A 23,087-nucleotide genomic window follows, 5' to 3' on the forward strand; every position below is an offset into this window, starting at 1 on the left:
AGCGTCCGGGCGTCACATCTTGCAGGCGGGATCGAGGGGCGAGATGATGTCCTGTCCCGGCTCGATTTTCTTGATCTGGTAGACCGGCTTGCCCTCCGGACCCATCACGATCTGGCTGATCGCCATCCGCCGCGCAGTCTGATGGTCACCTGCACGTATTTCGACATCGCCGAGGACCGTTTCGGTTTTCAGGCCGGACAGCGCGGCGCGAACCGCGTTGATGTCGGTCGAATTCGCTTTCTGAAGCCCGGCAGCAATGAGCTGAATGGCAGCGTATTGATCGGCGCTGGTGTAAGGCGGAAGCTCACCGTTGTATTTCTCCTTGTACGCCTTCACGAAGGCTTCGGCCTGCGCGCCGGGGAAGCCGGCCACGAAACCGATATTCTGATAGACACCGAGCACGGTCTCACCCTGCGCCGGCAGGGTCTGCGGGATTACGAAGGAGTTTCCCAGCACCATCTTGTACTTCTTGAACAGCCCGAATTGCTGCTGCTGCTTGGCGAGGTTGATCGCGTCGCTGCCGAAGATGGTGACGAACAGGCCGTCGGCCGGATCGGCTCCCAGCTCCGAAATCTTGGCGCCGAAATCCGGCGTCCCGTTCGGCGAGAACAGGGTCTTTCCGATCGTTCCGCCCTGCGAGGTCACCAGCGCCTTGAACTTGTCCGCGGAGTCACGTCCTGCGGCGTAGTCGACCGCGATGATGTCCCATTTCTTGATGCCCTGATCTTTCAGGAATTCCCTGAAAGTCCCCATGATCATGGAGTCGTTGGCATTGACCCGAAAGTAATTCGGCGAGCAGTTCTTCCCGGTCAGCCCATCGGCATTGGCCATCACCTCCAGCATCAAAGCTTTCAGCGCCGGAAGCTTGGCTTGAAGCGCCGGCGTCACAGCGGACGTGTCCATGCCGGTGATGAACATTGCACCGTCCTTCTGGACGGCCCGGGTGGCGCCGTCCACCGCCGTATCGGGCGTGCCGGGATAGGAGATGAAAGTTGCCTCCAGCTTCTTGCCCGCCGCGCCGCCGGCGGCGTTGATCTGCTCGATCGCGAGGTTGACGGCCTTGACCTGGGTGTCCTTCAGGCCGGCGAGCGGTCCGCTATCGATCAGGAGAACGCCGATCTTGACCGTGTCCTCGGCCGAGGCCGTGGCCGCGACGGCAACAGCCATCGTTGCGCCGATGGTCGCCGCGCGCAGCATGCCGAAAGCCAGCCGCATGGATGATTTCTTCATTTTCCTCCCTCCTCCGTTTAGCCCGATGTTTCGCTACAAGGCCATGAGCGCCTGGTTCGCCGGCTTGCCGATGGCGCTGATCGCGCCCGAACCGACAACCTCGCCCTTCGCCAGGATGACGAACCGATCGGTGGCGCGCTTGACGAGACTGAGGTGTTGCTCGACCACGAGCACGCCGGTTCCGGCACCCCGGATCTTGTTGAGCGTGTCGACCAGACCGTCGATCAGAACAGGTGAAAGCCCTTCCGAGGGCTCATCGAGCAGAATGAGGCTCGGATTGGCCATCAACGCACGACCGATCGCCAGCATCTGCTGCTGGCCGCCGCTCAGCATGGTTCCCATGCGATCGGCGCGCTCCTCGAGCACCGGGAAGAGCTCGTAGACAGTCTTCAGCGTCCAGTGCCCTGCCCTGCCCGTCGACCGGCCCAGCAGCAGGTTCTCCTTGACGGTCAAGTTCGGCAGGATGCGCCGCCCCTGCGGTGCGATCGCCACACCAAGCTTGGCAGCCGCATAGCCTGGCAGGGCATCGATCCGGTGCTCGCCAACCCAGATCTCGCCGGACAAGATATTCGTCTCGCGAAAGACGGAGAGCAGCAGCGTCGACTTGCCGGCGCCGTTGCGACCGACCAAGGCCACCGACTCGCCCGCTTCGACTGTCAGGTCGATGCCGCGCAGCACGGTCGACGCCCCATAGCCGGCGAACAGCGATTGGATCCGAAGCGCACTCATGCCGCGGTCCCCAGATACGCCGCGATGACGCGATGGTCGGCGCGGATGGCTTCAGGCGTCCCTGTGGCAAGGTGCCGTCCGAGATCGAGCACGGTGACCATGCCGCAGCAGGCGAACACTGCGTCGACATCGTGCTCGACCACGACGGCCGCGATCCCGCGCTCGCGGACGAGCTCTCGCACATGCTCGAACAGGCGCAACGTCTCCGTGGCCGAGAGACCGGCTCCCGGCTCGTCCATCAGGAGAAGGCGCGGACACCCGATCAGGGCCAGCGCGACGTCGACCCGCCGCTGCACACCATAGGCGATGCGCCCGGCTTTCTGGTCGAGATAGGAGCCGAGATCCATGACCTCGATGACGTCGCCCACCCTGTCGTCGCCCAGATGTTGAGCAACGAGTTGAAGCTGCTCGTGCACGGTCAGGTCCTGGAAGATGCTGGTGCGCTGGAACGATCGCGCCATGCCTTGCCGGCGACGCCAGCCGATCGACCGCCGCGTGATATCCTCGCCGCAATACCGAACGCGCCCAGAGGTCGGACGCCGCCGGCCGCAGATCGCATCAAGCAACGTGGACTTGCCTGCGCCATTCGGACCAATGATGCCGTGGAGCAGGCCTTCGCCGCCAATCTCGAGATCGACATCGGTCAAGGCCCGCACCGACCCATAGCTCACCGACAGTTTTTCGATCGCGAGCATGTCAGGGTGCCTCCCGCCGCCAGCCGAACCGCTTCGACAGGCCCGGCAGCCCGCCGACGACACCGCGTGGGAACACCACGATGAACAGGACGATGGCGACACCGGTCAGAAGCTGCGTGAGCCCGCGCGCACCAAACTCGTCCTGCGCAAAGGAAAAAATCAGTCCGCCGAGAATCGGGCCGAGCGAGCCGGAGATGCCACCGATCAGCGCGGCGACCAGTGTATTGGTGCTGACGAACAGCCCCAGGCTCTCCGGCGAGACGAAACCGGCATTGAGCACATGCAGGAAGCCGGTGATCGCCGCCACGATATTGACGAGCACATATCCGATCAGCCTTGGCAGGAACGTGTTGAAGCCCGAGAAGCGCATGCGCTCCTCGTTCTCCCTGATGGCGCGAAGCACCGCGCCGAGACGGGAACGTGCGATGGCCCAGAACGCCAGTCCAACCAGGACGGTCACGACCCAGGCGATTGACCAGAACTGCGCCGGATCAGTAAAGCTAACGGCGTCGATGCCGAGGACGGTTCCGTTGGTCCGCACAACCAATCCGTCTGCGCCACCCGTATAATCGCGCAATCCCTCGAGCAGAACGGCATGACTGATCATTTCGCCGGCGGCGAGCGTCAGCATCATGAAGGCGAGCGGATTGGTCCGGACGATCAATGCGCCGAGCATGGCGGCATAGGCAAGAAGGATCAGGAACGCGACGCATAGCGCCGCCGTCGGCGTCAAGCCCCAATCGCTCATGCCGATCGCAAACAGATATCCGGCGCCGCCGTAGATACTGGCTGCGCCGAGCGCGACGAGGCCCGCCTGGTTCATCAGGAAAGCGACGCTGAGCGCGAGCAAGCCCAGCAGGAGGCCTTCGCTGCCAAGCCGAAGCACGAAATCGCCGGCAAGATAGGTCGGAACGACCGTACCCGCACCAAGCCCGATCAGTCCGACGACAATGACGAGCGAGACCCGTGACGGCGAGCCGCCGAACGTCGCCGTTGCAGATGCACGGAAATCGTCAGTCATCGTGCCGTTGCTCAACTCAGCACCCTCCCGCGCCCGATCCCACCCGGCGCGATCAACAGCACGACCATCAACAAGATGTAGGGCACCAGCGCCGCGAGATTGGGAAGAAACACCGACCCCGCCACCTGAACGAAGCCAAACAACAAGGCAGCAATGATTGCGCCGCCGATGCTGCCGGTGCCGCCGATCACGACAATGATCAGGCAGTTCACGATCATCACGACGTCCATTCCGGGATCGACCGACAGATAGGGCCCAGCCAGCACGCCGGCGATACCGGCGAAGGCCGTGCTGAGGCTGGTCACGAGCAGGCTGAGGCGATCGGCGTTGATGCCCATCATGCGCGCGACCGACGGATCCTGACTGACCGCGCGCACATAGAGCCCCGACGCAGTCCATCGAAGCCACAAGGCGAGCAGCGCGCAGGAGCCGAGCCCCATCACAATCAGGAAGAGGCGATAGACGGGGTAGGACAGGTGCAGGATGGTTACGGAGCCGGAAAGGATTTTTGGCGCATCGACGCTGCGCGCCTCGCCGCCGTAGATGTAGATGATGATCTGGCCGAGGATGATGCCCAGGCCCAAGGTGACTAGGGCCACTTCGATGTGCGAGCGTCGCTGCAGCGGCCGCAGCGCCAGATACTCGAAAGCTAGTCCGAGCAGCGCCAGCAGGATGGGAACAAGCAGCAGGGCCAGCCAGAATCCGCCGACAAGGGCGATCGTGTAGCCGAGATAGGCGCCGAGCATGTAGATCGCGCCGTGGCCGAAATTGATGACGTCGCGCAGGCCGTAGATCAAGGCGAGTCCGCTCGACAGCATGATCAGCAATGACGCGAGCGCCAACGAATTCGCGATCAGCAGCGCGATCATGGCAGCGATCTCCTGCCCGAGCGCATCCCAAGACGGCATACGACCGTCCGATGCGCCAGTCTGCGCGCTAGACCTCGCAAAGGGCCCTCCTGCCATTGCCCGGCGTTCGCAGCGGACTTCAATCGCGCTCCGGGCCGGCCTTCAGCATTTCCCCGTCCTGTCGGACGATTTCGAGTTCGACGCTCGATTAGTACACTGGCTTATCATATACTAGTATTCACCGCAAATCCAAATCGGGACCCGGCGCTGCGGCATCTCGTGCGCAGCGGCGTCTGGTCAGAGGCGTGCGAGCATTTCCGGGAGCCCTTATGGATATTGATCATGTCGTCGCTCGGCGTTTCACGCCGATCTGCCAATGCTACGACTGGCGCGACTCCGCCCTTTATGCGCTCGGCCTTGGTATGGGCGACGATCCGCTCGATGAGGACGAATTGCCCTACGTGTACGAAGGCCGCGATCAACGCGCCGTACCCAGCATGAGCGTGACGCTCGGCTGGCCGCCGCTGTGGATCGCCGAGCCCGAAACCGGGATTGCCTGGACCAAGGCATTACATGGCGAGCAGCGCCTGACGCTGCACCACCCTGTTCCGGTCAGCGCATCCATCCGCGCCGAGCATCGCATCAGCGCGATCGAAGACAAAGGGCCGATGCGCGGCGCCCTCCTCTATTTCGATACCGAGCTGTTCGACGCCACGAGCGGCGAGCGGCTGGCCACTCTTCAGGCGACGGAATTCCTGCGCGGCGACGGAGGCTGCGGCAACTACGGTTTGCCGCCCGCCGCGATCGCACCGATTGGGCGCGACGGAAGACCCAGCGCCAGCATTGCCTACCGAACGCCGCATCAGGCCGCGTTGCTGTATCGCCTTGTCAGCCGCGACTACATGCCGATCCACGCCGATCCAACCATTGCCCGCGAGGCTGGCTTCGACCGCCCGATCTCTCACGGCCTGAACACGCTAGGCCTCGCCTGCCGCGCGATCCTGAAGCGTTATGCGCCGGGACGTCCCGAGCTGATTAATGCGATGGCGGTGCGCTTCGTCGCGCCCGCCTTTCCCGGCGACACCGTCCGGATCGACATGTTCGAGGAAGGCAACGTCATCAGGTTCAGGGCGTGGGCGGCGGAGCGGCACACGATGGTGATCGATCGCGGCGAATGCCGGCTGACGGCGGCCTGACAGGCTGCCACTCCCCCTTCGTCGACGCCGATCAGCTGCGTAATGAATCCAGATCGGCCATCGCCGTCGAGATTCGCTCGATCATCGCGAGCGTCGTCGCCTCCGATTGCATGGCCGGCAACAAGGGCGAATGGCACAAGGTGATCGTCCACATCAGCAGCGCGTGCACCATCTGTTGCCGATAGTTGAGGAAACTCCGGTCGAAATCTGGCCTGGTCCCCGTCAATCCGGCAAACCGGTCGAGATAGCGAGAGAGCAGGTCCTTTTCCCAGTTGCGGCGGTCATCCGGTGTCAGCGCCGCCGTGACGGCATAGGAAAAGTCCCGTGACCAGTGACCGCGGGCAAGACACTGCCAATCGCACAGACCCATCTTCCCGGCCCCGGTGCGATACCAATTGCCGATATGCACGTCGGAATGGATCAATCCCTGCGGCTCGTTGTCGTGGACGGCAAGCGCCTGCACGGCGGCCGGCCAGACCGCGTCACGCTGCGCCAGCACGCTGTTCGGAATGACGTGGGCGGCAGCGTCGAACGCCTTCCGGGTGTAGTGCTCGAGGCTCATCTTGTCCGCACCGATGGTGAACCAGCGCGGATAGCTGGCGACCCACGGATACCGTGCCGAAAGCTCGCTATCGCCGTAGAAGCGCGCATGCAATGCGGCAAGAGCGTCGACCATGTCTTCCGCCATCTCGCGATCGACATAGGTCTTGTAGTTGCAAAAGGTCGCCGATTTGGTTGCGACCATGTCCTCCAGGAGAAGAATCGAGGCGTAGGTCTGGCGATCGAACGCCGCGTGATAGCCGATGGGCGCCTCGATATCGAGCTGCGGCCGTAGCTGCATGTAGAAGCGGCCTTCGACCCGCGCGGTGCCGTTGAAGCCGCCGATCATGCGCGTGACGACGCTCGGCAGCGACTTCGTGAACATCGACCGCGGCAAGCCTGCGCGCTGACCCGCGTCATTGTAGCTGACGATCAATTGGTGACGTTCGTGCGTCCCGGCGCTCGCGGGCTTCACCACGACGTCGGTGACGGCGGCGCCGGGATTCTGCTGGCAGAGCACGGCGGTCAGCCACTCCGGGGTGACGGCCCCCGGCGAGCACGGGACATCCTCGGCGCGGCGGGCTTTCGGCCGCACCAGGCGTTCGAAAGCGACGCGTCCGCCAATCCTGAGCGCAGCCAGTGCCGTTGCACCCGACGCAGCCATGGTCCCTCCCTTCGCCGGTAAGCGGCCGCAGCGCTTGCGACACGCCCCCGATATTTCGTACGCTTCCGTACTATCTTAGCCACAATCGCCTTGACGTCAAGGCGATGCCAGCGCCGACATGCGGATCGGCGGCCGGCGGCCTTCCGGTTGCAGCGCGACACATTTCGAGGTCCCCGACGTCAGCGCATTCTGCATTTTTCGGCTTCCAGGATATCGTACTATAGTGTACTTCTTTAATCCATAAAACAAGAAGCGATATGGGAGCCAGCATGAGAACTTCGATTTTGGTGAGCGCTTCGGTCCTGTTTCTATCCGGCGCAGCCGTGGAGGCGGGAGCCGCCGAAACGCAATATGGCCCAGGTGTTAGCGACACCGAGATCAAGATCGGTCAGACCGTCCCCTATAGCGGGCCGGCATCGGCTTTCTCGAGCTACGGCCGTGTGATGACCGGCTACTTCCAGATGCTGAACCAGCAGGGCGGGATCAACGGCAGAAGGGTCAACCTGATCTCCCTCGACAACGCATTCAGCCCGCCAAAGGCCATCGAACAGACCCGCAAGCTGATCGACGACGACGGGGTTCTGGCCGAGGTCGGCACCGTGGGTACCGTTCCCAACGTTGCCGTTCAAAAGTATCTCAACCAGAACAAGGTACCTCAGGTCTTCATCTCGGCAGGCGGCCGCCGATTCAACGATCCGAAGAATTTCCCGTGGACCGTCCCGTTCTATCCGCCATTCGAGATGGAGGGAGCCACCTTCGGCAAGTTCATCCTCAAAAAGCTGCCGAGCGCCAAGATCGCCGTGCTCTACCAAAACGATGACTATGGGAAGGACTACCTCGCGGGCCTCAAGGCCGGCTTGGGCTCTGCCGGACAGGCGAAGATCGTGGCGGAAGCTTCGTACGAGCTCAGCTATCCCACGATCGACTCCGAGATCCTCAAACTGAAGGCGGCCGGCGCCGATACGCTGATCTATTTCACGACGCCGAAATTTGCAGCTCAGGGCATCAAGAAGGCCAATGAGCTGAACTGGAAGCCGGTCCAGTTCCTCGCCAGTCCAGTCAACTCGATCCAAGGCGTTCTGACGCCTGCCGGCCTCGACAACGTCCAAGGCGCCTATACGACCCAATTCGCCAAGCAGGCCAATGATCCCGCCTGGGCCGAGGATGCCGAGGTCAAGGACTATGTCGCCTTCATGAAGAAATGGGCGCCGAACGACAGCCCGAACGACTTCATTGCACTGTCCGGTTACGTCAATGCGCAGGCGATCGCGAAGGGCCTCCAGCGATGCGGCGATAATCTGACCCGCGAGAATCTGCTCGCTCAGGCGACGAGCTTCAACAAGGAGCGGGTTGGCATGCTGCTTCCGGGAATCGAACTCACCAACTCCAAGGAGAACTACGCCCCCTACCGCTCGTTACGGATGGCCATCTTCGACAAGACCTCCTGGAGGCTGCTCGAAGACTAGCGATGGCAGCGCCCTGCCGCGCGACACGTGGCAGGGCAGACAACCCAACGGAGACTCTCTTTGACAATCAAGGCCAAGGCTTACATTGCCGGGATCTATGAACATCCAACTCGGCATGCGCCGGACAAATCCACCGCCCAGCTCCATGCCGAGGTTGCCAAGGGCGCGATCGAGGATGCCGGGCTGACCAAGGATGACATCGACGGCTACTTCCTCTCCGGCGACGCGCCGGGTGGCGCCTGGCCGATGGTGGATTATCTCGGGCTGAAGGTGCGCCATGTCGACAGCACCGATACCGGCGGCTGCTCCTACATTATCCATCTCGGTCACGCCGCCGAAGCCATTGCCGCCGGCAAGTGCTCGATCGCGCTGATCACGCTGGCGGGCAAGCCGCGCACGGGTCCGGCGCAGGTGCGCGCTCCGGGCGCCGAGGCCGATTTCGAGACCGCCTATGGCGCAACGACCCACAATGCCTATGGCATGTGCGCCATGCGCCACATGCACGACTATGGCACCACGAGCAAGCAACTGGCCTGGATCAAGGTCGCAGCTTCCCATCACGCGCAATACAACCCCCATGCGATGCTCAAGGACGTCGTCACGGTCGAAGATGTCGTGAACTCGCCGATGATCTCCGACCCGCTGCACAGGCTCGACTGTTGCGTCGTCACCGATGGTGGCGGCGCCCTGATCGTGACCACGCCGGAGATTGCGAAGAGCCTGAAGAAGCCGCTCGTGCGCCTGATCGGCCATGGCGAAGCCATGAAGGGCCCGCGTGGGGGCAAGGATCTCGACCTCACATACTCCGCCGGCGTCTGGTCCGGCCCGCGCGCCTTCGAGGAAGCCGGCATCACGCCGAAGGACATCAAATACGCCTCGATCTACGACAGCTTCACCATCACAGTGCTGATGCAGCTCGAGGACCTCGGCTTCTGCAAGAAGGGCGAGGGCGGCAAGTTCGTTGCCGACGGCAATCTGATCTCGGGCGTCGGCAAGCTGCCGTTCAACACCGATGGCGGCGGCCTGTGCAGCAATCATCCGGTCAACCGCGGCGGCATGACCAAGATCATCGAGGCCGTGCGCCAGTTGCGCGGCGAGGCGCATCCGAAGGTGCAGGTCAAGAATTGCGATCTCGCCATCGCCCATGGCACCGGCGGCCTTCTGGGCGTCCGCCACGCCGCCTCGACCGCCATTCTGGAGCGCGTGTGACGAGCGAAGCAAGAAAATACCCGGCACCGGTCACGAACCCCGAGACCGCTGCGTTCTGGGACGCGGCCAAGGAAGGCAAGTTCATGATCAAGCGCTGCACCGCCTGCGGCGAAGCACATTACTTTCCGCGCTCGATCTGCCCGTTCTGCTTCTCCGACAAGACGGAATGGGAGGAGTCTTCCGGCGAGGGCACGATCTACACCTATAGCCTGATGCGGAAGTCGCCGACCGGGCCGTATGCGATCGGTTACGTCACGCTGAAGGAGGGCCCGTCAGTGCAGACCAACTTCGTCGACTGCGAACTGGAGAAGCTGAAGATCGGCCAGAAGGTGAAGGTCGTGTTCAAGCCGACCGACGGCGCGCCGCTGCCATTTTTTACGACGATCTGACGCGCCAGGTTCCGATGTCGGACGCTGTGACACGCAGGCCGATCAGCTTACGATTTCCTCGCGACGCAATTCTGCAATGCTCGCGGCAGAAAGACCCAACTCCTTGAGGACATCATCGGTATGCTGCCCGAGAGCAGGTGGCGGCAGGCCAGGGCTGCGCTCCTCTCCGACAAACGTGACGGGATGGCCGACGCAATTCAGCCGTCCCGCCGCAGGATGATCATACTGCATGATCAGCTTGTCCGCCTTGGTGTGCGGGTGGTCGAGAAGTTGCGCCAGCGTGTTGATCGGCGAGCAGGGAATGCCGACCTCGTTCAGCGCTGCGTTCCAATGCTCAACGCTCTTGGTCGCGATCACCGCCTGGACGTGGCGCAATGTTTCGGCGCGATGCTTGACGCGATCCGCATTGGTCCGGAATTTCGGGTCATCCACGATGGCGTTCAACCCCGCGACTGCGCAGAATTTGCGCCAAAGATTGTCGTTGGCCACTCCGATCATGATCGGCCCGTCCGCGGCCTCGAACGCCTGATACGGGCATAACGATTCATGACTGGAGCCACATTTGGCGGGCTGCGTTCCCCGCTCCCAAAAAGTCTGGAGGTTGTAGCCGAGCAGCCCAAGCGCTGTGTCGAACAGCGACACCTGGATCGCCGCTCCCCTGCCCGACCTCTCGCGCGCAAACAGGCTAGCAAGTATGCCGCTGAAAGCATGCACGCCGGTCATCTGGTCGATCGGCGAGATGGGGCTGCGGATATAGCCGCCGCCCTCATCGCCCGTCATGGACATGATGCCGCTGAAAGCCTGCAAGATCACGTCGTAGCCCGGCGAGTTCTTGAGCGGTCCGGTCCGGCCGAAGCCTGAGATGCTGCAATGGATCAGCCGGTCATTGAGCGCGCAAAGGCTCGGAGCGTCGATTCCTAGCCGCTCGGCGACCCCGGTGCCGAAGCTTTCGATTGCGACATCAGCGGACCTCGCGAGCTCGTGCACGAGCTTGCGTCCCTTGTTGGATTTCATGTTGATCGCAATGCTGCGCTTGTTGCGGTTTGCACTCAGAAACACCGTGCCTAGCCCCGGCGCGGGAAACGGCGGCCAGCCCCGGGTCTCATCCCCTTGCCCCACCACCTCGACCTTGATCACCTCGGCGCCGAGATCGCCGAGATACTGCGCGCAGAGCGGACCTGCGAGCACCTTCGAAAGATCGAGAACCTTGATGCCTTCAAGAGGTCTGGACACGATATCTCTCCTTGTCCGAAACATGACTAGCTCAGCCCAGCGGCAAACAGGCCGCCGAGATAGGCGGGAAAGCCGGCCTGCGTGACCAGGACATAGTCCGCAGCGCGGCGCTCGGACTCGTCAAGCTGGGGGCGCCAGCTCGCGGCGGCGGCTTCGGCATCCTTCAGCCGCGCACGCAGCAGCTCCTTGCCCCAGGTTCGCGGCTCGTCGTCATGCCAGTAGACGGCGCCGGCGACACGCCCATCGAACTCGACCTTCTGCTCGACCCGAAAGCCCGCCCGCGCGAACGCCTCGGAGAGCTCCTTGCCACGCTCCGATGGAACCCCAAGCGCGTTCGAGACGGCGGCGACGGCCTCGGCGATCTTGGGATTCATGCCCTTTTTCCTCAGCCGCTCATGATCGAGCCGGCCGAGGAACAATGTCCTGATCATATTGCGCGGCTCCCGTCGCTGGATCAGCTTCGCGAAGATCTGCATCTCAGTGCGGATGGCTGTATCGAAGTCCTGCGGGAGCCCGTGCTCGACGCAGACGAGAATAGCGGAGAGCGCCGGATAGTGGCCGAGCGTCTCGGCCAGCATCTTGCTTCGTTTCGCTTCGATCGTCGTCCCGACCTGCAGTGCATCCGCCGCATGCCAATTCGGCCGATCCCATGGCTGCGCGGCCTGCGGTCGCGACAGCACCCAGCGCTCTGCAGCGGCGACTTCCTCCCCTGGCGCTACCAATTCCTGCGCAAGTCCCGCCGCGATCGCCGCCTGTCCGCCGATCCGCGCGCCGTCCAGCAACACGGGCAGCGCCGCCTCCATCCCGATAAGGCGAGGCAGACGCTGAGTTCCACCGCCGCCCGGCAGCAATCCGACAAGTGATTCCGGCAGGCCGAACGTCGCCTGCGGATAATCGGCAATGACCCTGTGATGCGCAGCAAGCGCAAACTCGCAGCCGCCACCCAAGGCAAGGCCGGCGATCGCAACCGCAACCGGCTTGCCAGCCGTCTCGAGCCTGCGCAGACCGTGGCTCAACCGGAAGAAATGATCAAAGGCAAGCCGATCGCGCTCGCCGGGCGGCGCCGCCATAATCATGTCATAGGCCGTTTCCAGCTCCGCCAGGTCCGCGCCCGCGCAGAAGGCGGATGATTTGCCGGAACGGATGACGACGCCCGCCAGATCGCTTTGCCTGAGCCAATCCGCAAACAAGCCAAGCTCCTCGATTGCCGCATTCGAGAACACGTTCATCGATCGTCCCGGCATGTCGAAGATGAGGTGCAGGACGCCATGCTCCGACAATTCGATGCGAAACTGCTTCAGCTCCGGCCCGACCGTCATCGTTCTCTCTCCCTTCCGGTTACCGTTCGTTGGTGTACGATCGTACTTCCAAGCGTGTCTTTTCGTGTTGTATGGCTCGACCAAATACTGTACACTAGCAAACTAAATCAGACAGAAAGCACTTTGACAATGATCGAGCGCACGATCTTTCGCGAGGAACACGAGATTTTCCGGCAGACGGTCCGCCGCTTCGTCGAGCGCGAAATCGTGCCCTTTCACGCCCAGTGGGAAGAAGATGGCATCGTTCCGCGGGATTTGTGGCTGAAGGCCGGCGCGGCCGGCCTGCTCTGCTGCACTGTCCCTGAGGAATATGGCGGCATGGGCCTCGACTACCTCTTCGATGTGGTCGTGTTCGAAGAGCTGTGGCGGGCCGGCGCCAGCGGTCCCGGCTTTCTCATCCACACCGACCTGGTCGCCACCTATCTTCTGTCCTTCGGAAGCGAGGCGCAAAAGCGCCAATGGCTGCCCAGGATGGTCTCGGGCGAAGCCATCGGCTCGCTGGGAATGACGGAACCTCACGCCGGCAGTGACCTCAAGGCGATCCGCACGCGCGCTGCGCGCGATGGCGACGAGTTCGTCATCAACGGCCAGAAGGTCTTCATCTCCAATGGCCAGCTTTGCGACTTCATCGTGCTCGCGACCAAGACCGACGGCCATGCCGGCGCCAAGGGCGTGACCCTGTTCATCGTCGAAAGCAATCGGCCCGGCTTCAAGCGCGGCCGAAATCTGGAAAAGCTCGGCATGAGGGCGCAAGATACCTCCGAGCTATTCTTCGACAATGTCCGCATTCCCGCCAGCAACATGCTGGGTGCGGAAGGCCGGGGCTTTGCGCAGATGATGACAAAACTATCGCAGGAGCGTCTGGCGCAAGCCATCCGGTCGGCGACCGTTGCCGAGACCGTGATCGACTGGACGCTGCAATATACCTCAGAAAGAAGCGCCTTCGGCCAGAAGCTTGCCGACTTCCAGAACACGCAATTCAAGCTGGCCGAGCTCAGGACCAAGGCTGCCGTCGCGCGTGTCTTCACCGACAAGTGCATCGCCCTTTTCATGGACGGCAAGCTCGACCCTGTCGATGCCGCCATGGCCAAGATGTTCACGTCAGAGCTGCACTGCGAGACGGTCGACGAGTGCCTGCAGCTTTTCGGCGGCTGGGGCTATATGTGGGAATACCCGATCGCCCGGGCCTATGCCGACGCTCGCGTCGTCAAGATCGCCGGCGGCTCGATCGAGATCATGAAGACGATCATCGCGCGACAAATGTACTCGCAGCGCGGATACGACATTCAGAAGAACGGGTCGGCCTCATAGCCCCCGCGCCTTCGCCTCATCGAAGGCCGTCAAAGAAACGACAAAACAACAAGGGAGATCGACGTTGAAGGGCCTATCGGGAAAAGTTGCCGTCGTGACCGGCGGCGGACAGGGCATCGGACGAGGATTGACGCTGCGGCTGGCCGAAGAAGGCTGCAAGATCGCCATCTTCGACATCAACCCGCAAGGCGGCGAGGAGACCGCAAAGCTCGCACCGCAGGCGGTCATCGAGACCTATGCCGTCGATGTGGGCGATGCGGATTCCGTCAACGCCGCGGTCGCTAAGGTCGAGGCCGAGCTCGGGCCGATCTGGCTGCTGGTCAACAATGCCGGCTGGGACCGGCCGATGCCGTTCCTGAAGACCGATCGGGAGTTGTGGGACAAGATCATCCGCATCAACCTCTATGGGCCGCTCAACACCCACAAGGCGATTGCTCCCCTGATGGCCGAACGCGGCGGCGGGCGGATCGTCAATATTGCTTCCGACGCCGCGCGCGTCGGCACCAGCGACGAGGCCGTCTACTCCGCCTGCAAGGGCGGACTCATTTCCTTCACCAAATCGCTGGCGCGCGAGCTGGCGCGCAAGAACGTCCTGCTCAACACCGTCTGCCCCGGCCCTACCAACACGCCGATGATGGCGGCGGTGCTTGGCGAGGGCGAGCACGCGGTGAAATGGAAGGATGCCATGCTCAGAGGTATCCCGCTGCGCCGCATGGGCGAGCCCGAGGACTACGGCGGGATCGTCGCGATGCTTGCCTCCGACGATGGCAAATTCATCACCGGACAAACCATCTCCGTCTCCGGCGGAATGAACATGATCTAACCTGCGCGAGGACATGCCATGACCGATCCCAAACAATTCACCGACGTCATCTACGAAGTTCGCGACCGCGCCGGGTGGATCATTATCAACCGTCCGAAGGTCTACAACGCCTTCCGGGGACAAACCCTCGAGGAACTCATCCAGGCTTTTCACTTGGCCGCTAACGATCGGCAGGTGGCAAGCATCGTCCTTACCGGCGCAGGCGAGAAGGCGTTCTGCACTGGCGGCGATCAATCCGCCCATGAAGGCCAGTATGACGGCCGCGGCGTGGTCGGCCTGCCTATCGATGAATTGCAGGGCCTGATCCGCGACGTGCCCAAGCCTGTCATTGCCAGGGTCAACGGTTTTGCGATTGGCGGCGGCAACGTTCTTGCAACCCTGTGCGATCTTACGATTGCGGCCGATACCGCCCAGTTTGGCCAGGTCGGCCCCAAGGTCGGCTCAGTCGATCCCGGCTGGGGCACGGCTTTCCTGGCGCGCCATGTCGGAGACAAGAAGGCGCGCGAGATCTGGTATCTCAACGAACGCTATACAGCAGAACAGGCGCGCGAGATGGGACTGGTCAACAAGGTCGTCCCCGCCGCACAGCTCGACGCTGCCGTGAAGGACTGGACCGACAAACTCGCGCAGCGATCGCCCACTGCCATCGCGCTGGCAAAACGGTCCTTCAATGCCGACTCCGACAACATCCGCGGAATCAGCAGCTTCGGTCTCCATGCGGTCAAGTTGTTCTACGACACGGCAGAGTCGAAGGAAGGCGTCGCGGCCTTCAACGAGAAGCGCGATCCGGACTTTCATAAGTTCGTGCGCTGAGCGGCCACGTCATGGCGCCCCACAAAGTTATCATCTCCTGCGCGATTACCGGGTCGATCCATACGCCGTCGATGTCACCGCACCTGCCGGTGACGCCGGCGGAGATCGCCGAGTCCGCGCTCGGCGCTGCGGCGGCGGGGGCGGCAATCGTGCACCTGCACGCGCGAAATCCGGTCGATGGACGACCGGACCAGTCGCCGGAGGCGTTCGAGCCCTTTCTACGTGTCATAAAGCAGAGTTCCAACGTTGTCGTGAATCTCACGACCGGCGGCTCGCCCTACATGACGGTCGAAGAGCGCGTGCGTCCGGCGGCAACCTGGAGGCCGGAAGTCGCGAGCCTGAACATGGGGTCGATGAACTTCGGCCTGTTTCCGATGCTGAAGCGGTACAAGTCGTTCAAATACGACTGGGAGCCGCAGATGCTGGAGGGCTCGCATGATCTCGTCTTCCGCAACTCGTTCAAGGACATCCGCTACGCGCTGGAGACGCTGAACAGCTCCGGCGCACGGTACGAGTTCGAGTGTTACGACACGAGCCATCTCTATAACCTGCACTATTTCTGGACGGAGGGCCTGGTGAAGGCGCCCCTCTTCATCCAGACCTGCTTCGGACTGCTCGGGGGCATCGGCTCGCATCCGGACGACGTCATGCACATGAAGCGAACTGCCGACCGGCTGTTCGGCGACAACTACCGCTGGTCGGTGCTTGGCGCCGGTCGTGCACAGATGCCGGTTGCGGCCATGGCAGCGGCGATGGGCGGCAACGTCCGCGTGGGGCTTGAGGACAGCCTCTGGCTCGGTGCCGGCCGCCTCGCCGAAACCAATGCGGCACAGGTGACGCAGGTACGCAAGATCGTCGAGGGTCTCGGGCTCGAGATCGCAAGTCCTGACGAGGCACGTGAAATCCTTCAGCTCAAGGGCGGCGACAAGGTCGCCTTCTAGCTCTCAACTCATGGCGAAACAGACATGCTGCCCAATCGCCCCGTATTCGACGAAGAGCACGCCCTCCTGCGCGAAAGCGTCCGACGTTTCGCCGCCTCGAAGATCGAACCGCACTTCCAGGAATGGGAGAAGGCCGGGATCATTGATCGCGCGCTGTGGCCTGCGGCAGGCGAAGCCGGCCTGCTCTGCCCCCAGGTGCCAGAGCAATATGGCGGCATCGGCGGCGATTTCCGCCACAACGCCGTTGTCATCGAGGAGCTCGCTTATTCGGGCTTCGCTGGCCCGGCGACCGACTTCTCGGTCCACAATGACGTCTGCTGCGGCTATCTCCTGAGCTACGGCACCGAAGAGCAGAAGAAGAAATGGCTGCCGCGGATGATTTCGGGTGAGGCCGTCTGTGCCATCGCCATGACCGAGCCCGGAACCGGCAGCGATCTCCAGGGCATTCGCACCCGCGCCGTGCGCGAAGACGATGACTACGTCATCTCCGGTCAGAAGACCTTTATTTCGAACGGCCAGATGTGCGACCTCGTCATCGCGGTGACGCGCACCAATCCGGACGGCGGATCCCGCGGCATGAGCCTGATCCTCGTCGAAACCGATCGGCCCGGCTTTCGCCACGGTCGCAACCTCGACAAGCTCGGGCATCTCTCCTCCGATACCTCGGAGCTGTTCTTCGATCAGGTCCGCGTGCCCGTAACCAATTTGCTTGGCTCCGAGGGTGGCGCGATGGCCGCGCTCATGAGCGAGCTGCCCCAGGAGCGCCTGACGATTGCGCTCCACTCGATTGCGTCGGCGCAGAAGGCGTTCGACATCACCAAGGCCTACGTCCTCGAACGCAAGGCATTCGGACAGGCGATCGGCTCCTATCAGAACACGCGGTTCAAACTTGCGGACCTCAAATCCGACCTTCAGGTCGGGTGGGCTTACGTCGATCAGTGCCTCAGCCAGCATGTTCGTGGAGAGTTGACGACCTACGCCGCGTCGACCGCAAAGCTGTGGGTCACCGAAATGCACGGGCGACTGGTAGATCAGTGCCTCCAGTTCTTCGGTGGCTACGGCTTCATGCGTGAATACGAGATCTGCCGGCTGTTCGCGGACGCACGGGTGCTGCGGATCTATGGCGGGACGTCGGAGATCATGCGGGAGTTGATCTCCCGCAATCTCTGACGCGCGATAGAAGCGCGTCAGTAGCTCTTCGGCAGATCCAGCACCTTCTCGGCAATGAAGCTCAGCATGAGCTGCTCGGTGATCGGAGCAAGGCGGGTAATCGAGACCTCGCGGAACAGCCGCTCGACGTGATACTCCTTGGCATAGCCGAAGCCGCCATGCGTCATGATAGCCTGCCAAGCGGCATCATGCCCGGCGCGCGCACCGAGGAATTTGGCACTGTTGGCCTCGGCGCCACACGGCTTTCCGGCATCGTAGAGCCAAGCGGCGCGCATCGCCATCAGCCACGCTGACTCGAGGTACATCCATTTCTCGGCAAGCGGGTGCTGGATGCCCTGGTTCTGACCGATCGGACGGTCGAACACGACCCGCTCCCTGGCATAGCGGGTTGCGCGGCGTAGCGCATCCTGCCCGATCCCGATGGCCTCGACCGCGATCAGGATACGCTCGGGATTGAGGCTGTGGAGGATATACGAGAAACCCTTGCCTTCCTCGCCGATCCGATCGGCCTCGGGGATGAAGAGACCATCGATGAAGATGGCGTTAGAATCGACGGCCTTGCGTCCCATCTTCGGGATACGACGGACCTCGATCTTGGAGCGATCGAGGTCGGTATAGAAGATGGTGATGCCGTCGGTCGGCCGCTTGCAGTCCTCGAACTTTGTCGTCCGCGTCAGCAGCATGATCTTGTTCGCAATCTGCGCGGTCGATGTCCAGACCTTTTGTCCGTGCACCCGATAACCACCGGGGACTTTCTCGGCGAAGGTCTTGATACGCGTGGTGTTCAACCCGGCATCCGGCTCGGTGAAGCCGAAGCAGCATTGATCCTCACCCGAAACCAGACGTGGCACCCAGCGGCGCTTCTGGTCGTCGGTCCCCTTCACCACAATCGGGTGCGGCCCGAAGAGGTTGATATGCACGGCCGATGCCGACGTCATCCCGCCGCCGTGGCTCGCGACCTCATGCATCATGATTGCGGCCTCGGTGACGCCGAGCCCGGCGCCGCCATACTCCTCGGGCATGGTGATGCCGAGCCAGCCGGCGGCCGCCATGGCGCGATGGAATTCGCGCGGGAACTCGCCGTCGCCGTCGCGCGCCAGCCAATATTCGTCATCGAACTGCGTGACGACCGCGCGCACACCTTCGCGGATCGCGGCGTGATCCTCAGGCACGTCGAGCTGATTGGAGAACGATCTATTGTCCATTCGAATGTCCCTCCCCGACCGAGGTCAAGGTTCGTCGCGCCGCAACCAGATGCGGAATGTCGTACATCTTTCCGTCGATCCCGACGGTGCCGACGTCAGGTGCCGCGGCGAACGCTGCGACGACACGCCGTGCATGAGCAAGATCGGCATCCGAGGGCGTGAAACAGGTATTGATGATCGCGACTTGATCCGGGTGGATCGCGACCCGACCGACGAAGCCGTCGCGGCGTGCGAGGCGGCAGCTCTCGGCGAGCCCGTCCTGATCCCTGAAATCCGCATAGAGCGTATCCAGCGCAGCGACACCGGCCGCACCCGCGGCGAACAGGCATTGCGCGCGAGCCACCTGGTAGGGGAAGGTCCAGTTGCCGTCCGCCTCCTTGTTCGTGAGCGCGCCCAAGGCCGCGCTCAGGTCTTCCGCTCCCCAGGTCATCGCAACCAGCCGCTCGTTCTTGCGAACGTAGCCGTTGAAGCCGACCATCGCGGCCGGTGTTTCGGTCGCAACAACCAGCAGCTTGACGTGCCCAGGTGCAACGCCAGTTGCGACCTCCAGCACATCGACATAGTGCGATACGAGATCGACGTCCTCGATGCCGTTGACCTTCGGGATGAGGATACCGTCGAGGCCCGGACGAACCACTGCCGCCAGATCTTCCAGCGTGAGCCCCGTACCGAACGGATTGATACGGACCAGGAACGACCAGTTGCGCGGCCCGCCGCCCAACAGATCCTTCACCGCACCTCGCGCAAAAGCCTTACGCCCCGGTGCCACGGAGTCCTCGAGATCAAGGATCAGCGCATCGGCGCCGATTCCGTCTGCCTTGGCGAACTTGCGTTCACTGTCGGCCGGAACAAAGAGCAGCGAGCGGAGCTTCATGCGGACCTCCGCAGCATCAACCCGCTCCTGCGGCAGTATACCACTTCCTCATCGCGCTGATTAAAGCCGCGATGTTCGAACGTCACGATGCCCTGCGTCGGACGCGACTTGCTCTCCCTGACCGCAATCACTTTGGTCTCGGCCCGCAATGTGTCACCGGCAAACACCGGCCGCGGGAATTTGGTGTCCTCCATGCCCAGGTTGCCGACGGTGGTTCCAAGCGTTGTGTCCTGAACCGACAAGCCGATGATCAGGCCCAGCGTGAAGATCGAATTCATCAAGGGCTTTCCGAACTCGGTGCCCTTGGCATATTCGTGGTCGATGTGGACCGCCGCCGGATTGTAGGTCAGCGACGAGAACAGGATGTTGTCCATGTCCGTCACCGTGCGCCGGATCTCGTGGACAAAGGCCTGTCCGACCGAGAACTGCTCGAAATAGAGCCCCGCCATGTTGCTTGCCTCTTGCTGTATCTTGCAGGGTAAGGCGGCCGCAGCCGCCGCGATGTCCTTGTCTCCCGATCAACTTCTACCGTATACTCATATCGTACACAAGCGTACTAATTATGAGGATCGCTCATGTCCCTGCGCGAAAATCGACAAGTGCGGCTGATGACCCGGCCATGTGGGATACCGCAAGCCGTGCATTTTTCGCTCGTAACCGAGCCGATCGTCGCGCCCGGCAAAGGCGAGATCCTGATCGAAAACCGCTATCTCTCGGTCGATCCTGCGCAGCGCGGATGGGCCAATGACGAGGGGAACTACAGCGCGCCGGTGCCGCTGAACACACCGATGCGCGCCCTAGCTGTCGGCGAGATCGTCGAAAGCAATGTACCGGAGTTTCGAACCGGCGAGTTCGTTTACGGATGGTTTGGCTGGCAGCGCTATTGCGTTGCCGCACCCGATGCCGTTCTGCGGCGCGTCGTTCCATCCGCCCTCCCGCTCAGCGCCAATCTGAGCGTGCTCGGCATGAACGGCCTGACGGCCTATCTTGCCTTTCACGGCCTCGGGGATCCCAAGCCGGGCGAGCACGTCCTGGTGTCGACGGCAGCGGGCAGCGTCGGGAGCTTCGTCGGCCAGCTTGCGAACATTGCGGGATGCCGCGCCGTCGGGCTCACCAGTTCCGCCGACAAGATTGCGCAGGCCAAGGCCCGCTACGGCTATCAGGACATGGTCAACTACCGCGAGACCGGCGATCTCGGCGCAGCGCTCCGCGCGGCGTGTCCTGATGGCAATGACATCTTCTTCGACAACACCGGCGGTGCGATCGCTGATGCCGCCATCCGGACCATGCGGTTGCGTGGACGCATCATCCAGTGTGGCACGGCCGCGAATGCGTCCTGGACTCCCGTCCCGAGCGGCCCGCGCCCCGAACGCGAGGTTCTCACGCGTCGCCTGCGCTGGTCGGGCTTCATCATTTTCGACCACCTCGCCGAATTCGACGCGGCTGCGGCGCGCCTCGCCGAGCTCGCGCTGGCCGGCAAGATCGTCCATGACGAGGAGGTGCTCCCGGGGCTGGAGCATGCCCCCGGCGCGATCGCGCAGCTTTACCGCGGTGAAAACCACGGCAAGCTGATCATCGCCGTCGACTAGGCTGTCGCTCCCTAGTCGCTGGCCTTCCGCTTCATTACCTCGGGCAGTTTTGCGCGATGGAAGCCCTCGAAGGGCAGGCTGCGGCTGTGCGGTTCGAGCTTCCAGGTCGTGCGGGCATTCGGCGTCCCGCCATCGACGCGCACGCAGGATCCGGTGATATAGGCGGCCGCCGGCGACAGCAGGTAGGTGATTGCAGCCGATATCTCGGCTTCGGTGCCGAAGCGCTGAAGCGGCACGCCTGCGGTGAAGTCATGGAGCTTCTTCTGCATCTCGGGCGTGTAGGTATCGAACCCGCTGGAGACGATGCCACCCGGAGCGACGGCATTGACACGAACGCCCGAGGACGACCATTCGCAGGCAGCCGTTTCCGTCAGGGTGAGCATGCCGCCGCGGGCCGCTGCCGAATGGCCGAACTCCGGCCAGCCATGCCAGATGTCGGCGATGATGTTCACGATCGACCCACCATTGGCTTCCATCCACCGGTTATAGACCTCGCGCATGAAGATGAAGCCGCCGGTCAGATTGTTGCGTACGACAGCCTCGAAGCCCTTGGTCGAGATGGCCTTCAACGGCGCGCGAAACTGCCCTCCGGCATTGTTGACCAGGCCGTCGATGCGGCCGTAACGCGCGAGCACGGCGTCGATCGCGCCAATTACCAAGGCTTCATCGCGGATGTCGCAGGCGCGGCTCATCGCCTGTCCGCCGTCTTCCTCGATCTCGTGCTGCACCTCGACCAGCTTTTCCATCGTCCGGCCGAGGATTGCGACATTCGCACCAAGGGCCGCCAGTTCGTGAGCGGTGCAACGCCCGATCCCGCTGCCACCACCGGTCACGATGATGGTTTGTCCCTCGAACAGGTCCGGCCTGAACACGGACTGGTATGGCATCTCCTGTCTCCCTTGAAGGTCGTATCGTTGGCCGTTCCGGCTTGCGCAACCGACGACGGCATTGCGCTCCATGATCGTACACTTTATTACTATATGGAATCAAAGACAATCAACGATGGAGAGCGAGCCCATGACGCAGCGGAGCACCATCACCGTCGAGAGCCGCGGCGCGATCGAAATCCTGACGTTGAACCGTCCGGCCCAGCTCAACGCCGTCTCCCCCGACATGATCGCGGAACTGACCGGCTATTTCTCGGGTCTGCACGATCGGCCGACGACGCGCGTCGTGTTGTTGCGCGGCAACGGGCCTCAATTCTCCGCCGGCGCCGAGCTCGGATCGGATGCGTTTGCCGCGCCCGGCGAGGGCCGGCCTCAACGTCAGCTCAAGATGCAGCAGAACTACTCCGGTGTGATCCGCCTGATGCGGTCATGTCCGCAGCCGATCATCGGGCTCGTCCACGGTGCGGCGTGCGGCGCCGGCTTCTCTTTCGTGCTCGCCTGCGACGTCCGATTCGCGGCACCCGATGCCCGGATGAATGCCGCCTATATCCGCATCGGGGTCGGCGGCTGCGATATGGGCTCCGGCTATCTGCTGCCCCGTCTCGTGGGTCTCTCCGTAGCCTCTGAGCTTCTTCTCACTGGCCGCTTCCTCAAGGCTGAACGGGCGAAGGCAATTGGACTGGTCAGCGACATCGTTCCTGCTGAAGATCTTCTCACAAAGGGCATCGAGCTCGCCGAGGATATGTTACGTGTGTCGCCGATGGGTCTGCGCATGACGAAGCAGGCGCTCAACACACTAATCGACGCGCCGAGCCTCGACGCGGCGCTGATGATGGAGGACCGGCAGCAGGTCATCCTCCTGGAAACCAATGATCATGCGGAAGCCGTCGCCGCGTTTCGCGAGCGACGAAGTCCGACCTACTCCGACCAATGAT

Annotated in this window: 23 protein-coding genes; 11 read left to right on the top strand and 12 right to left on the bottom strand. The window is 62.7% G+C overall.

Annotated features, from left to right (window positions below; all coding sequences use genetic code 11):
• Positions 1–12: 12 nt before the first annotated feature.
• Genes P6U25_RS21305 through P6U25_RS21325 form a run of 5 tightly spaced genes read right to left on the bottom strand, consistent with a single transcriptional unit; the run spans position 13 to position 4,583 of the window.
• Positions 13–1,230: an ABC transporter substrate-binding protein gene (locus tag P6U25_RS21305; protein WP_407146725.1), complete on the bottom strand. Its 1,218-nt coding sequence runs from the start codon at positions 1,228–1,230 to the stop codon at positions 13–15.
• A 33-nt stretch (positions 1,231–1,263) separates the two neighbouring features.
• Complete coding sequence (locus P6U25_RS21310; RefSeq protein WP_407146726.1) at positions 1,264–1,908, bottom strand: ABC transporter ATP-binding protein; 645 nt, start codon at positions 1,906–1,908, stop codon at positions 1,264–1,266.
• A gap of 47 nt (positions 1,909–1,955) precedes the next feature.
• Entirely contained in the window at positions 1,956–2,654 is a 699-nt protein-coding gene (locus tag P6U25_RS21315; protein WP_407146727.1) for an ABC transporter ATP-binding protein, read from the bottom strand.
• A 1-nt stretch (position 2,655) separates the two neighbouring features.
• A complete protein-coding gene (locus P6U25_RS21320) occupies positions 2,656–3,675 on the bottom strand; it encodes a branched-chain amino acid ABC transporter permease (protein ID WP_407146728.1) in 1,020 nt (339 codons plus the stop codon).
• A gap of 11 nt (positions 3,676–3,686) precedes the next feature.
• A complete protein-coding gene (locus tag P6U25_RS21325; RefSeq protein WP_407146729.1) occupies positions 3,687–4,583 on the bottom strand; it encodes a branched-chain amino acid ABC transporter permease in 897 nt (298 codons plus the stop codon).
• Positions 4,584–4,945: 362 nt separating this feature from the next.
• Here P6U25_RS21325 and P6U25_RS21330 point away from each other — a divergent pair, with 362 nt between their 5' ends.
• Complete coding sequence (locus P6U25_RS21330) at positions 4,946–5,719, top strand: MaoC/PaaZ C-terminal domain-containing protein (protein WP_407146731.1); 774 nt, start codon at positions 4,946–4,948, stop codon at positions 5,717–5,719.
• Between the two features lie 31 nt (positions 5,720–5,750).
• Here the strand turns inward: P6U25_RS21330 and P6U25_RS21335 are convergent, their stop codons facing one another.
• Entirely contained in the window at positions 5,751–6,923 is a 1,173-nt protein-coding gene (locus P6U25_RS21335; RefSeq protein ID WP_407146732.1) for a phosphotransferase, read from the bottom strand.
• A 269-nt stretch (positions 6,924–7,192) separates the two neighbouring features.
• On the opposite strand from P6U25_RS21335, the gene P6U25_RS21340 reads away from it, so the two are divergent.
• Genes P6U25_RS21340 through P6U25_RS21350 form a run of 3 tightly spaced genes read left to right on the top strand, consistent with a single transcriptional unit; the run spans position 7,193 to position 9,987 of the window.
• Positions 7,193–8,389, top strand: coding sequence for an ABC transporter substrate-binding protein (locus tag P6U25_RS21340; RefSeq protein WP_407146733.1), 1,197 nt, complete (start codon positions 7,193–7,195; stop codon positions 8,387–8,389).
• Between the two features lie 60 nt (positions 8,390–8,449).
• Positions 8,450–9,598 carry a thiolase domain-containing protein gene (locus P6U25_RS21345; RefSeq protein WP_407146734.1) on the top strand — a complete coding sequence of 383 codons (1,149 nt, stop codon included), beginning with the start codon at positions 8,450–8,452 and terminating at the stop codon, positions 9,596–9,598.
• Positions 9,595–9,987, top strand: coding sequence for a Zn-ribbon domain-containing OB-fold protein (locus tag P6U25_RS21350; protein WP_407146735.1), 393 nt, complete (start codon positions 9,595–9,597; stop codon positions 9,985–9,987). The genes P6U25_RS21345 and P6U25_RS21350 overlap by 4 nt, the downstream gene beginning before the upstream one ends.
• Positions 9,988–10,029: 42 nt before the next feature.
• On the opposite strand, the gene P6U25_RS21355 is transcribed toward P6U25_RS21350, so the two are convergent.
• Together P6U25_RS21355 and P6U25_RS21360 are read right to left on the bottom strand one after the other, a co-directional pair.
• Complete coding sequence (locus P6U25_RS21355) at positions 10,030–11,220, bottom strand: CaiB/BaiF CoA transferase family protein (RefSeq protein WP_407146736.1); 1,191 nt, start codon at positions 11,218–11,220, stop codon at positions 10,030–10,032.
• 26 nt (positions 11,221–11,246) lie between these two features.
• Positions 11,247–12,539 carry an enoyl-CoA hydratase-related protein gene (locus P6U25_RS21360; protein WP_407146737.1) on the bottom strand — a complete coding sequence of 431 codons (1,293 nt, stop codon included), beginning with the start codon at positions 12,537–12,539 and terminating at the stop codon, positions 11,247–11,249.
• On the opposite strand from P6U25_RS21360, the gene P6U25_RS21365 reads away from it, so the two are divergent.
• The 5 genes from P6U25_RS21365 to P6U25_RS21385 all read left to right on the top strand — a co-directional run bounded on the left by P6U25_RS21365 (position 12,477) and on the right by P6U25_RS21385 (position 17,597).
• Positions 12,477–13,850, top strand: a complete 1,374-nt coding sequence (locus tag P6U25_RS21365; RefSeq protein ID WP_407146738.1) for an acyl-CoA dehydrogenase family protein — start codon at positions 12,477–12,479, stop codon at positions 13,848–13,850. The genes P6U25_RS21360 and P6U25_RS21365 overlap by 63 nt on opposite strands.
• A gap of 64 nt (positions 13,851–13,914) precedes the next feature.
• Positions 13,915–14,673, top strand: a complete 759-nt coding sequence (locus P6U25_RS21370) for an SDR family oxidoreductase (RefSeq protein WP_407146739.1) — start codon at positions 13,915–13,917, stop codon at positions 14,671–14,673.
• Between the two features lie 18 nt (positions 14,674–14,691).
• Positions 14,692–15,486, top strand: a complete 795-nt coding sequence (locus P6U25_RS21375; protein WP_407146740.1) for an enoyl-CoA hydratase-related protein — start codon at positions 14,692–14,694, stop codon at positions 15,484–15,486.
• An 11-nt stretch (positions 15,487–15,497) separates the two neighbouring features.
• Entirely contained in the window at positions 15,498–16,427 is a 930-nt protein-coding gene (locus tag P6U25_RS21380) for a 3-keto-5-aminohexanoate cleavage protein (protein WP_407146742.1), read from the top strand.
• A gap of 24 nt (positions 16,428–16,451) precedes the next feature.
• The gene (locus P6U25_RS21385; RefSeq protein WP_407146744.1) at positions 16,452–17,597 is read left to right on the top strand and encodes an acyl-CoA dehydrogenase family protein; all 1,146 of its coding nucleotides are present in this window, start codon (positions 16,452–16,454) and stop codon (positions 17,595–17,597) included.
• A gap of 17 nt (positions 17,598–17,614) precedes the next feature.
• Here the strand turns inward: P6U25_RS21385 and P6U25_RS21390 are convergent, their stop codons facing one another.
• Genes P6U25_RS21390 through P6U25_RS21400 form a run of 3 tightly spaced genes read right to left on the bottom strand, consistent with a single transcriptional unit; the run spans position 17,615 to position 20,125 of the window.
• On the bottom strand, positions 17,615–18,802 hold the full coding sequence (locus P6U25_RS21390; RefSeq protein WP_407146746.1) for an acyl-CoA dehydrogenase family protein: 1,188 nt from the start codon (positions 18,800–18,802) through the stop codon (positions 17,615–17,617).
• A complete protein-coding gene (locus tag P6U25_RS21395) occupies positions 18,792–19,676 on the bottom strand; it encodes an HpcH/HpaI aldolase/citrate lyase family protein (protein WP_407146747.1) in 885 nt (294 codons plus the stop codon). Before P6U25_RS21395 ends, P6U25_RS21390 begins: the two co-directional genes overlap by 11 nt.
• A complete protein-coding gene (locus P6U25_RS21400) occupies positions 19,673–20,125 on the bottom strand; it encodes a MaoC family dehydratase (protein WP_407146748.1) in 453 nt (150 codons plus the stop codon). Before P6U25_RS21400 ends, P6U25_RS21395 begins: the two co-directional genes overlap by 4 nt.
• A 189-nt stretch (positions 20,126–20,314) precedes the next feature.
• Between P6U25_RS21400 and P6U25_RS21405 the strand changes: the two genes are divergently transcribed.
• Complete coding sequence (locus P6U25_RS21405) at positions 20,315–21,265, top strand: NADP-dependent oxidoreductase (RefSeq protein WP_407146749.1); 951 nt, start codon at positions 20,315–20,317, stop codon at positions 21,263–21,265.
• An 11-nt stretch (positions 21,266–21,276) separates the two neighbouring features.
• Here P6U25_RS21405 and P6U25_RS21410 read toward each other — a convergent pair whose 3' ends face one another.
• Positions 21,277–22,152, bottom strand: coding sequence for an SDR family oxidoreductase (locus P6U25_RS21410; protein WP_407146751.1), 876 nt, complete (start codon positions 22,150–22,152; stop codon positions 21,277–21,279).
• Between the two features lie 130 nt (positions 22,153–22,282).
• On the opposite strand from P6U25_RS21410, the gene P6U25_RS21415 reads away from it, so the two are divergent.
• A complete protein-coding gene (locus tag P6U25_RS21415) occupies positions 22,283–23,086 on the top strand; it encodes an enoyl-CoA hydratase/isomerase family protein (protein WP_407146753.1) in 804 nt (267 codons plus the stop codon).
• The last annotated feature ends 1 nt before the right edge of the window (position 23,087 follow it).

Origin of the sequence: Bradyrhizobium sp. ORS 86 (genome assembly GCF_045571475.1) — a bacterium.
GTDB lineage: Bacteria > Pseudomonadota > Alphaproteobacteria > Rhizobiales > Xanthobacteraceae > Bradyrhizobium.

Bases quoted from the DNA above. Each gene is read 5' to 3' on its own strand.
- P6U25_RS21395 (WP_407146747.1), bottom strand. From the start codon at position 19,676: ATGAAGCTCCGCTCGCTGCTCTTTGTTCCGGCCGACAGTGAACGCAAG.
- P6U25_RS21315 (WP_407146727.1), bottom strand. From the start codon at position 2,654: ATGCTCGCGATCGAAAAACTGTCGGTGAGCTATGGGTCGGTGCGGGCC.
- P6U25_RS21360 (WP_407146737.1), bottom strand. From the start codon at position 12,539: ATGACGGTCGGGCCGGAGCTGAAGCAGTTTCGCATCGAATTGTCGGAG.
- P6U25_RS21320 (WP_407146728.1), bottom strand. From the start codon at position 3,675: ATGACTGACGATTTCCGTGCATCTGCAACGGCGACGTTCGGCGGCTCG.
- P6U25_RS21330 (WP_407146731.1), top strand. From the start codon at position 4,946: ATGGGCGACGATCCGCTCGATGAGGACGAATTGCCCTACGTGTACGAA.
- P6U25_RS21385 (WP_407146744.1), top strand. From the start codon at position 16,452: ATGCTGCCCAATCGCCCCGTATTCGACGAAGAGCACGCCCTCCTGCGC.
- P6U25_RS21400 (WP_407146748.1), bottom strand. From the start codon at position 20,125: ATGGCGGGGCTCTATTTCGAGCAGTTCTCGGTCGGACAGGCCTTTGTC.
- P6U25_RS21410 (WP_407146751.1), bottom strand. From the start codon at position 22,152: ATGCCATACCAGTCCGTGTTCAGGCCGGACCTGTTCGAGGGACAAACC.
- P6U25_RS21390 (WP_407146746.1), bottom strand. From the start codon at position 18,802: ATGGACAATAGATCGTTCTCCAATCAGCTCGACGTGCCTGAGGATCAC.
- P6U25_RS21335 (WP_407146732.1), bottom strand. From the start codon at position 6,923: ATGGCTGCGTCGGGTGCAACGGCACTGGCTGCGCTCAGGATTGGCGGA.
- P6U25_RS21325 (WP_407146729.1), bottom strand. From the start codon at position 4,583: ATGCCGTCTTGGGATGCGCTCGGGCAGGAGATCGCTGCCATGATCGCG.
- P6U25_RS21380 (WP_407146742.1), top strand. From the start codon at position 15,498: ATGGCGCCCCACAAAGTTATCATCTCCTGCGCGATTACCGGGTCGATC.
- P6U25_RS21415 (WP_407146753.1), top strand. From the start codon at position 22,283: ATGACGCAGCGGAGCACCATCACCGTCGAGAGCCGCGGCGCGATCGAA.
- P6U25_RS21375 (WP_407146740.1), top strand. From the start codon at position 14,692: ATGACCGATCCCAAACAATTCACCGACGTCATCTACGAAGTTCGCGAC.
- P6U25_RS21305 (WP_407146725.1), bottom strand. From the start codon at position 1,230: ATGAAGAAATCATCCATGCGGCTGGCTTTCGGCATGCTGCGCGCGGCG.
- P6U25_RS21340 (WP_407146733.1), top strand. From the start codon at position 7,193: ATGAGAACTTCGATTTTGGTGAGCGCTTCGGTCCTGTTTCTATCCGGC.